This window comes from Clostridioides sp. ES-W-0018-02 (assembly GCF_020658175.1).
GTDB lineage: Bacteria > Bacillota > Clostridia > Peptostreptococcales > Peptostreptococcaceae > Clostridioides.
The window spans coordinates 902,931-918,551 of the sequence record NZ_JACVVY010000001.1 but is presented as its reverse complement, the minus strand read 5'-3'; the positions used below and the strand labels follow the sequence as shown (position 1 = coordinate 918,551).

The window sequence follows — 15,621 nt, the reverse complement described above, 5'->3', positions numbered from 1 at the left end:
GGGGTGAAAAAATGGATTTGAACTTTGAAATTAAACTTATTATAGAGAATACTGAAATAAATAAGTTGATAAGCTTTAATAAACATATAATTAAAAAAAATCTAAAGCTATACCCACACGAAGAACTTGAAGTTGATTCAAAAGAAATAACCAAGTATTTTGCTAAAGAGTTAGATAGATATAGTATTGAAAATAATATACATATAAGTAAATTAATGGTTGATGGATATGAAATAGAGTCGTTAACAGAGGGTGTATATATTTTTTTTAAAACAGAAAATACAGAATCATTCTCGCTATCTCCATCTATAGTTGCCGTATTGGAAGAAGAAAAAAATGTAATTATAAAAGAAAATAAAGTGCTAAGCTATACTAAGTTTAAATTGCCAGAAAGAGTGGAAATAGTTCCATATATGAATATTAACATAGCAAGTAGAATGAAAGCATTTCAGTCTGGGATAGGAGATTATAATGATTGTAAGTTATATAAATCAGAAGATACTACATATAAAAAGACATTTAAACTACTAAATAAAATATATGGAATAAGAGCAAGTAACAAGGTAAAATATAACACTATAAAATTTTATTATAGATATAAGATGGAAGCTAAAACTAATTACATTACTTATGATTCTAAAGTAAGTATTAGAGTAAGTGCAAGAGAGGTATCCCAAATTAGAGAAAAAATTGAAGGAGAACCATTTGGGCCAACATATAAATCTGAACTAGATTTAGACTATGTATTTGATGAGCATACTCAAGTAGCAGATATTTATTTATATAGTTTGATACCAGAATTAAAAAATAAAGATTATTCAAAGAGATATAAATTTGATATAGAAGTTTACAATATAAAAGGACCAGTAAGAATATATTCATATACACATGGATATAGGGATTTTTTAGAAGACAATAAAGCTGATGACAACGTTAAATTTAGTGAATATGGTTATTTTGACCATAAAGTGTGTATAAAAGCTGTAGAAGTTATAAGACAAAAAGAATATATTGAAATATTTCCACCACTAGAATATGATTCGCTTGTTGGAGCCATAAATGGAGATTTTGAAGTATCAGAAAATGGAAAGAAGGATATGGTAGATACAGCTCCAGTTTTTGAAGCTTCTCTTGATGTCTATGATAGAAAATATTATTGTATAATAGAAAAATTTAGTCCAGAAGAAGCATATGTTTTATATGAGTTTGATAATCAAGTAGATGAAGAAGACTATACATTAATTAATGGAGACAAAATAAAATTTTATTCTGATTCTATAATTTCAGATTCAACTGAGTATAAGGAATTTTTAGGACAAGTTGATAGAGGAGAGTTCATAATTGATGATAATAGAAAGCATACCTATGTTTATGGTCTTACAGAATTTAGTTTAAATTCAAATGAATATAAAAGGTTTGAGCTTGTAGTAGAAGCTAGTATAAGTGATGTGATGATTTTAGATTATCCAAAAGTGCTTACTATAAGATATGGATATATTGATGATATTATAATTGTATCCTTGAGAACATTACAAAATGCTTTAGCACGTTGGTGTCCAAGTATACATAATGGATATTATTATTATAATCAAGAGGAGTATTATTTATATAATAAATGTAATATGAATGGTCAAGAAAAAATATTACAGGATACCTTTAATAAATTTAGAATACTAATTAAGATTACTTTGAATGTATCAGAGCCAACAGGGCAATTTGAAAGGTATGATATTAGAAAATTTAATAAAAAAGACTTATTACTGGATAGTTCAAAATTTGTATATAAAGATGATATGTTATGGCCAAAACCAATAAAATACTATAACGATTATTATTACGATTTTCTGGATGAATATATTTATGAAACAACACCTTTTTTATTTAACAAAAAACCTACATCCATTCAAGAAATATCATGGATACAAAAATCCAATGAATTTAGTACTGTAGATGTATTTTATGTAGGTCATAATGATATTTATGGAGAATGGATGCAACCAGTTAAATTGATTTATGGAGAGTCCATTCCTTCAAATTTAATATTGTGTAAAGTCTTTAAATTAAGGTTTATACTTAAACCTTCTAAAATGCCCAAACTACAACATAGAGAGTTAATTTATGAATGTGAATCTGATTGGAGAAACTTTATTGATTCTTTCCTTAGTTTTAATTTTTATTATAGAGAAGAAGTATTGATGCCGTTATCAGATAATTCCATATCCATATCAATAACTAACATAATTGATTTAGGGGATACAATAGAAACCACAGAGAATTTAAAATATATAATGCCATCAATGAAGTTTGATGGAGAAGTAGAATTTTATATACAAGATGATAATGTATTGCTTAATTTAGAAGGAAAACTAAATTCAGATAAATGGATTCAAGTAGAAAATAATACCAAGATTGAAGCTAAAAGATTTGTGAGATTTAAAATTGTTTTAAAAGAGGGAGCAAAACTATATAGTTTAAACCTAAAAGTTGGAAGATATGAGTATACAGGAATGAATTTAGAGACTTTTTTACCCTCAATAGGGGATATAAAAGTTAAAGCCACTTACAATCCTACAGAATACTCATCTAAATATGAAAATATAATATCTTATAATCTACCGTATGATACTCAACCATATACAATTATAAAAAATATTGAAGAATATGCAGAAACAGTTGCAAAAGCTAATAATTTTAAGTTAGAAAATATAAAAAGTATAAAATTTACTAAGGTAGATGTATATTCTGAAGAATATAATATTTTATATGATGGAGATGATAAAGTAACTAAAAAACCAATAAAAGCACAATCATTATATTTATCTGAAAGTGATTTTATAGTAGAATCAGAGCAAGATGGAATAATATTTAAAGTTCCTTACACTAAAACAATAAGAATGTCTCCAATACCACAACAATATTCACCTATTATCATATATGAAATTGGAATAGAAGAACCATATACTCAAGTATTTTTTGTGAGTGAAACAGGAGAATATTCACTTGAAAATGAAGAAAAATTTGAATCTCTTGGGTTTAAAACTTTATACTTACAAAACATAGATATAGATGAGACAACAATAGTGATTACAATAAATGAGGTATTAATGAAGGACTATACTATTGAAAATAATGTTATAGTTTTTGAAAAAGAGGTTCCTAAAGGAAAGATAATAAATGTTAGATACAAGATTAAGAACTCTTTTATAGCTTTGTATGACTATGAAAAAGATGAAGTTGAAATAAAATTACATAAATTTGAAGAAAAGTATCCAAATAAAGTGAAGGTCTATTTTGAAACTCATAAAACATCTTCACTAAAAGAATTAAAGCATATATCACTAAATCCAATCTACAATACCCTATACAATGGATATATATACATATCAGATTATACCTTAGAACCATACTTTTTAAAGATATACTCAGAAACCAACTTTGTGTTTGCAAATGGAAAAGATGATATAAGCATCTTAATATCAGTAACAGATATGTATAATAATCCAGTTGAAGGTGCTTTTGTAAATATAGAATCTGCTCTTGGAACAATTGAAAAATTAAATGATAGAACTGATATTAATGGAATAATTCCATGTATTTATACAAGTTGGACAGGAGATTGTATAGATGTTATAAAGGCAATTGCTAATGAAAATGCTAAAGATGAAATCACTATAGTAAATAGAAAAATATAGATAAGCTACAAAAGGGGTATGTTTTATGGATATTAATAAGTTGAAAACATTAAATTATAAGATAACAAATGGGTCTAATCTTCAAGGCGTTATTTTAATAAAAGAAGGAAGCATAAATTCTCTAGGAGAAGCATATAGAAAAGGTTCTATTGAAGAAGAAACTTTTTTAAAATTATCAGGAAATGTTAATTTTAGTATTTTAAATAATATAATATATTTTAATTATTATGCAAATGATTTATATATTGGAGAAGACTCTTTTGATTTTATTGTGACATTAGAAAATGGAATGACATACATTCAAACAATAGGTATTTTAATTGAACAAAAAATAGTGAGTGTAAATACAAAAGAAAGATTTATAGAAATATATTTTGATAATGAACAAGATAATAGAGTAGCTGTAAATATATCAAGTAATATTAACCAATCTATAGAATTACCAACTACAATAGTTTATAGTTCAACTGATAAAGAATTTAATATTGATAAATGTGTTGAAACTAATGATGCTATAAATAATTTTAGTGAAATAGCGTATCCTTTATATGATTGTAAGGTTGAGATAGTAACTAAAGCTACTAATGAGACCGTAAATAATGGGGCAAGTATAAAAGTCGTTAATAACGCAAATATATCATTTATAAAGAGTAAGAAATTTTTAGGTGATGAATACGGGAAAATTGTATTTAAAAACTTTGTAAATAGAGAATATAATATTGATTCACCTACAAAAGAAATTGTTTATATAGTTTGGCATGCAAGAACAATTGTAACTGAATATAATCCCAAAGATGATATTATAGTAAGTCAAAGACCTAATGTAAGTATACCTAATTTCAAGTTACCTATTATGGACTATCCACAAGCACCAAAAGATGAATCTATTTTAGAAAAAGAAGAATATGTATCTGGAGATTTATTTTCTAATACAAAAGTACATAAAGAATTTGATAATAAAGGAAATAAATCTATTAAACTTGGAAGAAATGTTCCAAATGGAGCAGTAAATTTAGCTTATTATTATAATACAACAGCCTCACTAGATGATACTGTTTCTGTAATAGAGACTAATACAAATAATGTAACATTGCATTTTGTTGAAGATTGGATTCACAGAAGAGATTTAGCTACAAAAAATGATGATTACTTTCCAGAAACTATTGAATTTACTGGTGAAAAAGGCACAGAATTAGAAGGGTATTGGGGTGTTTTATATAGAGATTTTGTTATGTGGGATGAATCTACAGTTACTGATTTTAAACCAGAGCATAAAGTTCAACATGAGGAATTTAAAGGTCTATTAGCTAAAAGAGTGCCTATAGACAAGATATACAATGATGGTGATAAGTATGGTGTTTTAAATTTGACAAACTCTATATTTGAAGCTGTAAGCTTTGTGGAAACTGAGAATGAACTTATTGATTATAACCCTAAAACTTATAATGCATATACACGATATGAAGGTTTGGTTAGAAAGTTAAAAGTATTGTATAATGGGTCAGCTAAATATAGTGGTGTTGTAAATAAAAAAGATGAAATATCAAATATACATCCAGAACAGGAAAGAGAAATAATAATGTATCCAGATGAAAGTGGTCTTTTACATAGAATTGATGGAGAATATTTGATAGATGACGATTTATTTTATATTACAAATAAATTTAAGGACAACATACCACTGTATTACAGATATAAGTTAAAGTATAAAATTTATGATAATGTCGGATTAGATATAAATGGTTTGTATAATTCAGAAAATATAAATCTCATTTCAGAAAATAATTATCCAATAGATGAAAATGAGTTTAAGTACAAGGTCTTTATAGAAAAAACTAAATATGAAAATGTCTATGATGCATATCTATATACATCATTTGTACCAACTGTAGAAAATCCTATATATGTTATGTATGATGGATTGACAGAAGAAGCTTATGGAAAAGATAGTGTAAATCCTTTAGAAACTAAAGCAGGTATACTTGAAAAGATAAGTCCAATTCAATGTTGCGATTTAGATTCATATAGAGTAAATAGGTTTCAAGATATAACAAATAAGTCTTCTATAGAGGTATTTGAATATGAAATATTGGAAGACAAAAGAAGTAAAATACAAATTGAATACATTATAATGGCGGATGAGTTAGAAATAGCTCCTATTACAAAGGAAATAATAAATAAAAAATATGCGTTATACTCAGAACTTGCTAGTTTTAAGAATGAGGACATGATTATATCTGAAAAGGATACAAATGGATATATGACAGCAAGAGAGATGTTTATGAAGTACTCATCAGTTGAAGACAGAGATAAAATAAATGAAAACTCAACTTTTAGAGTTAAATATAATCTTCAAAATTTAGATACTATGTATTCAAAAGATAAGACTTTGATATATACAGCATCAGATGGAAATGGATTTATATATGGAAGAACATATGAAGATACTGGATTTCCAGAACAAGATTCAACTACTCTTGGAGATATTAAAAATACTAATATGTTAGATAAAGATTCTATATATAAATCAGCGAATGGAAAAGTTTATAAAGGATATTCAGTAGTGTGTAGAAATATAAATCAAATTGTTGTGGGAACTCCTCTAGAAAAAGAGCCCCTAAAAGGTTGGTTTCCAACTATTAAATATGCTTATTTTAGTAAAAAATATGAAAGAATCGATAAAACAATAGAAATTATATATTCCATACCAGAATATGATTTACAGATATTTGGAAAGTATGACAAACCATATATTGACATATCTGGAGAAAAAGGAAGTTTTGTTGGAAATAGTACTATTAAGGTAAAAAATACTCCAATGTATATAGAAGTTGATAATAGCTGGAAGCCAACTAATTTAAAAGTTTATAAAATGTTAAATGATAAAGATAAAAAAGAACTTGAAATAAAAGGATTTAATTTTAAGTATGGATTTATAGAGATTAATGATTCAGTAAGTGATAATGATAAGATATTAGTAGATTATACTTATGAAGAAAAGAATCTTCATTACAGAGGCTATTATAAAAACCAAGATAAAGATAGCAAAATTATAGATTTAAATTTAAATCCAAATATGTATAGTTTTTATACAGACACTTCTAATGAACTAAATGAGATGAGAAATTCTTATGATTTATTTAATCGAACAATTCACTTTTTTTTAAAACCCATGAGAATAATAGACAGAGGCACAGGTGAGATTTTAAAGGACAACTATTTTTGTGTATACCATAAATTTGATGATCAAGAAGCTTTAGAACCATTTGACTTACATATAGGTAGAATTTTTGTGAGGCATCATACTTCATTAAAATCCACAAATTTAATAGATACTAGATTGAGAGGCGGAGGTATTATCAAAGAAATGGAAGATATACTTCGTCGAGATTTAGAGCCTGAAAGTGATTATTATTTAGATATTGGTACACTTGATGGTAAACCATATCAAGAAAACTCTGTAATTATAATAAGAATAGATAGTAAGCTTCTTTATAAAAATGGAGGAAGATTTTCTGAAGAAGATATAAAAAAAGCTGTTCAAAAGTGGGCTGCTTATGGTAGCTATCCTATTATTGAATTTGTAGATGTAATAAGTGATGACGAGTTACCTCAGACTAGCATAGAAGTCAGTAAAAACATAGATAATCAAAAACATGTAAGACCAAGTATATGGATAGAAAATGTAAACTATAATATATAACTGTATTTTAATAATTATACAAAATATATTTAAATGAAACTCGTTATAAACAATTAAATTAAAAGATTAATAACTATAATTTTAAAAATATACTACTAGATTAAATGAGGTGATTTTATTGGGTGTTTTACCTTCAGCAACATTGCTTACAAATGAATTGAAATTGCATGATTTCAAAGGTGTTAAGTTATCTGTTACATTTGGAGATGCTGATTTAAATGATGGATATTCATATGCAAAAATGAATTTTAGAGCAAGTGACATTAAATTTGATTGGTGGATAGATAAACCAAGATTAAATATTATAACAAGTGAACTGACTTTAAATGATAAAAAAGTTTGGAGTGAGTTAAATCATGGTCCTAATAGTGGATTAAATGCAGATTGCCTAGATGGGTATCATGCTGTTGATTTTAAAGATAGATTGGGATACAACCATTTTAAACATGCTGCATTGGTGTCCCATAAAAGATATATTAAAATAGCCACATTTACTCCAAGAAGAGTTGGAAATGTACCTGATTTTTCTACAGATGGTAAACTTCCATATCAGGGGATATTTGCAAATAGTCTAGTGGCTAAAATGAAAAATGAAGATTACATTGATGAATTTGTTAAATCTACATCTAATTATATCGATTACACAAAACCGAATATAGGAAAATTCGACCACACTGATATGATGACAGAAGGAATTTACAACTCCATATTTAGAGGGTCTATAACTTTTCTTAAAGAAAACAGTCCAACTACTATGGATATTCATATTGGTTTATTTGAAGACCCTACAAATACAAATAAAGATGGATGGACTTGTACAAACAAGTTTTTTTATGTATCATTACATGATGAAAAATTACCATTTTTAAATGAAGATTTGTCTTCTGAAGAAAATTTAATAAAAGAAGATGAATTTAGAGAACAAAAAAACAATGGTGGAAAAATTAATTTTGATAAAACTATAGCTGATAAAATAGAAGATTCTATAGAAAAATCAAATTTAGAAAAAGAAAATATCTCAATGTATGCAAGTGTAACTTCACCAAGCGAAAATCATGCACATGAAAGACCTCTTGATTTAAGTGGATATAAGACTCCTCCAGACCCTAGTAAAAATGACTATAAAGCTGAACAATTTCCACCATATAAACATGAAGGGGATAGCTATCAAAAAGAGATAGATATACTAAGGTTATATCATGTGAAGTCAGATTCTACTACAGTTGATGGTGTGGAAATAGTTACTCACAAATTTGAATTATACTTAGCTATAGATGAAAAAACAGAAGTACATATACAGCCATATATGTCCAGTTCTTGTATAGTTCATCAATATCAAAGCCCAGCTACAATATCTGGACTTCCTGAGACAAATCATTTTATAAAGCCAAAGTCAATTTACGATAATAGATATTCCCATATTAGACATAGACATTATGATTATGAAGCTAGAATGGATAAGATTGATAGCGAAGTAGAGGAAATTTGGGATACTTTTGACTATTATGTTGTAATAGCTCAAGGAAGTGATAATGCTAGAAAAATTCTTATGACAGATGATAATGGAAATGTTTTTTGTTCAAATGATAATATGGAAAGGCACACGGATTATAGGAGAAATGGTTCAAGAGTTTTAGTTAGTGATACAAATAAGTGTATTAGTGAAAGTTCTGTTACAACTAGGGAACTTGCTCAACTTAAAGAGGTAAGAGCCAATGTTCAAGAACAGTTAGACGAACTAAGAGATGATATTGATGATATAAAAAGAGACATAATCAATATAGAAAATGAAATTAAAAATATTAAAAAAGATTATGTCAAAAGACGAGGGGATTCTATGTATGGAGATTTAACTATGATTCAAAATTCTAAGATAGTTATAACTGATGAAGGAAATAGAAAAATATCATTACGTGGAGATATGGAAGGTGCTCTAAATGCTGATAGTGATGGAGAGATTGACCATTTTTGTTTATATGATGAAGCTATTAAGTACACAGATCATAATAAAAAGGAGAGGGTAGGTAGACGAATATTATCATATAGGCCTCAAGATGGAAATGGTGGATGTGTGTGGTTTTTTAATAATTCTATCCGTCTTGGAGATGGATTTGGTCTACCAGGTCCTAAATTTTCATTATCTTATTGTCCTCCTGGAGACTATCCTCCATTTAAAAAACCTAAAGTAGGTGATATATGGATAAAGCATATATTGGATACAATATCAGAAAGTAAAAAAGAAGATAATGATAAATACCCTATAGGTCTTTATGTTTGTACTAAAAGTGATGATGATGGAAGTAGTGGTAAGAAATATAAAGCAGAATGGACTCCAATAGCACAAAAAAAATAGTAAGTATACTAGATAAAGGGATTGTTTTAATTAAAATTGAAACAATCCCTTTTATAGTAATCACATATCTTATTTTCGGCAAACTTAAATTGCAATATTTATTTATATAAAAAATTATTAATATAATTTAAAAAATGTTAAACAAATTGCTATATAGATAAGGTATATTAAAAATAAAAGTAAGTTTACAAAAGTAAAATGATATGCAAAAGAGGTGAGTTTATTTGGAACATCCCAAGATAAATATATGTAAATCTACAGAAGGAAATTTATTACACTATATTTATAGATTTAAAAATATTTCATCAGAAACAGAAATAGAAGAATATATAAATAATCAAGACCCAATTATAGAAATATTAGAAGAAAATGCTGATATAGAATCGACTAACATCAAAGATTTTTTACTTAGTAGAAATGATTTTCCAAAAGGATATGATGGGTATACTGAATTTACGCTACCATTTGAAATAGTAATTCCTTTTAAAAAATTAATTGTGAATTTAAAAAATGATTTATCATCAGCACCTCAAGAAAAAATAGAAATACAATTAAGTTCATATCAAACTATAGCAAAAATTTTATTTAAGAAAAGAAATAATTATAATGAATATGAAACATATAGGATTATAACAGAACAATATGAGATTGACGATACAATAAAGATTAGAAATAACAATGGATTTCTAATAAAAAAATCTAATGTGGAATATAATAAAATCACATTAGATTTTTCCATAGATATAGTTACACATATAGATATACATGCACATGGAGTGTTTGATCCAGTAGTAGCTACTATAGAAGGAAAAAATTACACATTATTTTATCAAATGAAAGAAAAGCAAAAGAATAAATATGAATATAGAGTCATTAGTAAATTTCCTAGTGGAGATATAACGGAATTATCAAATCTAGCAATTTGTGAATTATCTGAAAGTCCAGATAAAATAACTCAAATATTAGAAGTAAAAGAAGATGACCCTAAAATAACAAAATGGAAAGAGATAAAAAGAGAAAAAGCATCAAAGGATATAAATATTAATAAAGAGGATTTATACAGCAAAGTAATAAATACAATAACTAGCCAAGAAGTACATTCAGATGATTCTACACTAATAACTGATGGGATAAGATATGTAAAGTTGCCAAATATATGGCATAAAGATAAAAGAGAATTATTTTATAGAAAATCTAGAGTTTTTAGAATGAAAAACATATATAAAAACATATCAACAGACTACTGTAAGCCAATAATATTTCAAGATAAATTTGAAGTATTAATTGATAAAATGGTTATCTATAGAAAAGATGTAACGAATTTAAATGAAAACGATCAGAAAAAGCCAGTTGATATAACAGATGAAAAAGTCACCATATTTAAAACATATATAAGACAAGGTGGTAAGTACTATAATGATTATATAAATAATATAGAAGATAATGGTGCAGTTGAGATGGTTGTGTTAAATTCTAGATATCCACTTTTATCAATAAAAGATTACTGTTTGTACTCAAATAAGTACAACTATACTATATATTTATATGATGAGAAAGGAAATATATCAGACCCAGTAGTGGCTGTATTATAGGTGTACATATGTATGATAATATCAATAGTCTTTCAAAAATATATACAGAAAATACAATAACTTTTTCAAGGATAAAAAATCTAAAATGTATAAGTTATAAATTGTATGTAAATGAAAAGATAGGAGAAAGATGGCAAAGTTATTTATTAGCAGAAATACCAAATCCAAAGGTTGAAGTGCTGTTGAATGAAAATAAGGTGCTAGAGTACAATTCGAATCAAAAGTGGGATGTATCTAAGGCTATAAGTGGGACAGTAAGTAAGTCTATAAAAGTGAGTGTAAATAACATAGAGCTAAATAATAGGAATTATACATTTAATTCTAAGTTTAAAATTTTATATATTCATATAGAACTTTCTCCTACAGACTTTGTTGAGATACAATATCAAGTTGATAAGATAAAATACGTGCATAAGACTTTAAATAAATGTGAATACAGTGTAGTACCTGTTTTTGATAAACAATATTTAACAGGGCAGCACTCTTTATTATAGGTGAGTTATGAGTGAAAAATTTACTAAGATTTCAAGAAAAAATATAATAGATAAACTGTATACTGATGAAGATATGATTGAAAATTCATTTGAAAAGGATATATCTTATTATTCAGATAATTTATTTTTTGATAGAGCTTTATTTAATTTTGATAATAATAGATATGCAAATTCCTTATTTATAAATGAATTTAAAAATAAGGAGTATTCTGATGTCCAAAATAGTAGTGATATAAAGTTTGATTTTGATAAAACTTGTATATATTTAAATGAAGGTAGCAGTTTTGGAGAATATAATTCAGTTGATATTTATACTCATGAACATAAAAGTTCTTCATTAAATAATTTTTTTCTGATTGTAGACCAAACTATACCAAATGGTTCGGAAGTAATCTATTATCTAGTAACTGATAAAAAAGAAGTGCTTCAGATAAGAGCAAATAATACTGTACCATATACTATACAAAAAGAAGAAGATATACCTAAAACAGTAAAAGTAAGAGCTAAGATATGGTCAAATTTAGCAGGAGAATCACCTAAAATTAATGCAATAGCACTTCTCTATAGTGATGATTTTACAGAAGCTCAAATGGGGCTAATTAATCCTGATTTAGGAAGACTCCCAGATACTGAATATCCAGAATTAAATGATGTAACAACTATATTAAGAGATTCTAAAAATGATGATAAATTGATAAAAGTAAGTAATGCAACTGAAGACATAGTACTTAATTATGCTGAAGAAGGAAATTTAGATACAATAAATATTTATGAAACTGTATCAGGAGATAAAAAAGAAGATATTTATCTTATATATGATGATTACGAAAATAGTGATAAAGAGGTTGAAAAAGTCTTGATGCAGATCATAAGTAAGAAAAAATAGTAATGTATATAGACAATATGGTGAGTTGGTGAAATATGAGAATACAACAGAAAAAAGAGAATATTTATGTAAAAGGTTTAGATAAAGTTGATGCGTACTTAATAAATATAATTCAAAGATATTTTGAATATGATGGTAAAAAAATATTAGGGTCTAAAGAGCAAATCATAGATGAGGTTATACAAAGAGTTAAAGAAGATTTAATATTACCTGAAATTCAAAATTTATTTGAAGAGTTTTTGTTAAAAAAAGGAATATCATTTGATGAAAATAAAGTGATAATAACTAATAAAGATTTAATAATTATCAATGGTCAAATAAAAGAAGAAAAAAATAATGAAGGAATATAAAATCATAATATAAACATAAGGAGGAAACTTTATGCACAGTTTTGAAAGAGATAAGTATTTCATTTCAAAAGAAAGTTTAGAAGGATATACTATGGAAAGTGGTATTATCATAGGAAAACAATTAACTAGAGAATTAGAATTAATGGATGAAAATATGTATGAAGTTCATAAATTATCTCTGTGGACTAAGTTGCTAAAAGAAGGAATTAGACCTATTAAATGGAATAAATCAGAATGGAATGGCACTAAGATAGAGTTTGAAGTAATGAAAACTAAAGAAGATGTAAAAATGGCTGTAAATGAGTTAATTAATCTATCTAATAAATGTCATGAAAAGTATAAATTAAAGGCTGGAATGTAATATGCCAAATACTTCATTGAATATAAGTAAAATAAAAGATGAGATTATAGAAGCTGTTGTAAGAGAAATAACATCCAATTGTTCTACTGATGAGGAAAGAGAAATTTTAGAAAATGAATTTGAGACAAAAATTAAAAATAATACATTGATAACGAGCTTAGATGAGCATGAAATAAGTATTAATTCTCAATCAATTAATAAGACTATGAACGAACTGTATATAGATTTACTGACTAGTTTTGGTGTAGTTAACTCAATGAGTGAGTTGATATCAAAGTATGATAGTATGAGTACATCATATATAAATAGTATAGCGACAAAGATAAATCAAATAAAAGATAAACTAGAGAGTTGTAGATATTCTACCTCATTTAAACATATGCCTAAATTTATAATAGAGAGATTTAGAAACTCAAACAATTTCGATAAAAGTAGAAGTATTCAAAAAGATAGATATGGTCAATGGATACCAGAAAAGTGTTATGTTAATTTTGATGAAAAGGAAAACATATTAACATTACCATTTTTAAAACGAGATAACATGTTAAGATATGATAATAAAGTCTCAACAGCATCTTTAAATTATAAGTTTCAGCTTGGTGAAGGATTTATAAAATCTTACAATAATGGAACATCTCTTGAAAATGCTATAGATGGAAATCCAACATCATTTTGGAGTGATACTATACTGTCAGATGCTCCATTAAGTGTTTCGTTTGAAAATAATAAACCAAAAGCTCTATATGTAAGAGATAATTATTTTTATGGAATAGACTCTGGGGCAGTTTGTGACCTTGAACTTAATTTTGAATCTATTAATAAAATAAACGAAATAAACATAACTCCATTTACAAAATATCCTATTGATATAGTTGCTATAAGATATAAAATGACAGATGATGAAGATGAAGTGTTGATAGAGTTAGTAACACCAGATAATAAAGACAAAACACTAAAAAGTGTTTTTACTAGAGATAAAGTTACATTTAGATTTCCAGAAATAATATGTAAGAGGATATACATATTATTTACACAGAAACATTATATAAGAGAAACATATGTATATAATCCAACTGAGGTAAATAAAAATTTACTTTGGTTTAATAATGAAAATGATAGAAAAGAAAAAGTAAGTAAAGCTGTATTTAAACCAGTGTACTATGATAGAGAAATGGTTAATTCTCTATGGCAACAAATGAATGATAGAATATTATCAGATTCTTATGATGAGCTACTATCTAGAATAGTTGGAAATGACAAGTTGAATCACAAGGTATTAAAATATGAATACAACTATGGTTTATATGATTTAGGATGCTATAATAATCATTTTGATAGAACTGGCTTTTATATAAGCAAATCTTTAAATTTAAATTCTAATATAAAAAGTGTACAGATAGTAACTGATGAACTACATCCTAAAAATTCACTTGGAAAAACTGTCACCGACATAGAATACTATATTACAGTATCTGATAATCCAGATGCTAAAGATTGGATTCCTATATTGCCAATGAATAAGGAGATTATAGAATCTGAACTTTTATTTATAACAGGAAGTACTAGAGCTTATTTTAGATTTGAAGCAGAAATCGTTTATAAAGTAATGAAAGATGGAGAAGAGATACCTTTAGATAGTGAAGGATTTTATATACATAAAAATCAAAAAACTGGATTTTTTTGGTGTATTCAAATATTTAATTATGATTATAATGCAGTATATAGTATAAGTTATAAGCCTGTAAGGGGCAGTGATTCTGTAGATTTTGCATCAAAGTTAGAAACAACTATAGAATCTTTTAATGGAGAAAATAAATCAAATTTTGAACTTAAATACAGTCCATTTACAGAGTCTACAGTGGATTATTGTGATGTAAAAGTGGTAGACACATTAAATCAGAATATTAACTGTGAAATAGAAACTCTAAATGTGACAGATATATCAGAAAATGGAAGTAGTTATAAGAATTTTGATAATTTAAATGACAAACTTCAATTTTATATATTTAAGAACTCAATCTATTTTAATAGAGAGATAGAGAATAAGTATATCATAGATATATCATATAAACATTTAGTATCAAAAATAAAGTTAAAAGCATTATTTAGAAGAAATACAGTTAAAGATGGATGGTTAACACCTGCTTTAAAAGAAATAAAATATATGGTAGATACATTTTAAAGGTGATA

At 26.3% G+C, this 15,621-nt stretch carries 9 protein-coding genes; all 9 read left to right on the top strand.

Going from position 1 to position 15,621, the window contains the following annotated elements; translation table 11 throughout:
* The first annotated feature begins 11 nt into the window (after window positions 1-11).
* The 9 genes from IC219_RS04150 (at window position 12) to IC219_RS04110 (ending at window position 15,613) form a co-directional block, all read left to right on the top strand.
* Window positions 12-3,692, top strand: a complete 3,681-nt coding sequence (locus tag IC219_RS04150; RefSeq protein ID WP_227830664.1) for an Ig-like domain-containing protein — start codon at window positions 12-14, stop codon at window positions 3,690-3,692.
* 25 nt (window positions 3,693-3,717) lie between these two features.
* Complete coding sequence (locus tag IC219_RS04145; RefSeq protein WP_227830663.1) at window positions 3,718-7,395, top strand: virion structural protein; 3,678 nt, start codon at window positions 3,718-3,720, stop codon at window positions 7,393-7,395.
* A gap of 118 nt (window positions 7,396-7,513) precedes the next feature.
* The gene (locus tag IC219_RS04140) at window positions 7,514-9,748 is read left to right on the top strand and encodes a hypothetical protein (RefSeq protein WP_227830662.1); all 2,235 of its coding nucleotides are present in this window, start codon (window positions 7,514-7,516) and stop codon (window positions 9,746-9,748) included.
* A 224-nt stretch (window positions 9,749-9,972) separates the two neighbouring features.
* Window positions 9,973-11,340: a hypothetical protein gene (locus tag IC219_RS04135; protein ID WP_227830661.1), complete on the top strand. Its 1,368-nt coding sequence runs from the start codon at window positions 9,973-9,975 to the stop codon at window positions 11,338-11,340.
* 8 nt (window positions 11,341-11,348) lie between these two features.
* Entirely contained in the window at window positions 11,349-11,834 is a 486-nt protein-coding gene (locus IC219_RS04130; protein WP_227824069.1) for a hypothetical protein, read from the top strand.
* 7 nt (window positions 11,835-11,841) lie between these two features.
* Window positions 11,842-12,720 (top strand): hypothetical protein, encoded by an 879-nt coding sequence (locus IC219_RS04125; RefSeq protein WP_227830660.1) that lies wholly within the window; start codon window positions 11,842-11,844, stop codon window positions 12,718-12,720.
* Window positions 12,721-12,755: 35 nt separating this feature from the next.
* Window positions 12,756-13,070 carry a hypothetical protein gene (locus tag IC219_RS04120; protein WP_227830659.1) on the top strand — a complete coding sequence of 105 codons (315 nt, stop codon included), beginning with the start codon at window positions 12,756-12,758 and terminating at the stop codon, window positions 13,068-13,070.
* A gap of 31 nt (window positions 13,071-13,101) precedes the next feature.
* A complete protein-coding gene (locus tag IC219_RS04115) occupies window positions 13,102-13,431 on the top strand; it encodes a hypothetical protein (RefSeq protein ID WP_227830658.1) in 330 nt (109 codons plus the stop codon).
* A 1-nt stretch (window position 13,432) separates the two neighbouring features.
* A complete protein-coding gene (locus IC219_RS04110; RefSeq protein WP_227830657.1) occupies window positions 13,433-15,613 on the top strand; it encodes a virion structural protein in 2,181 nt (726 codons plus the stop codon).
* Window positions 15,614-15,621 lie beyond the last annotated feature (8 nt).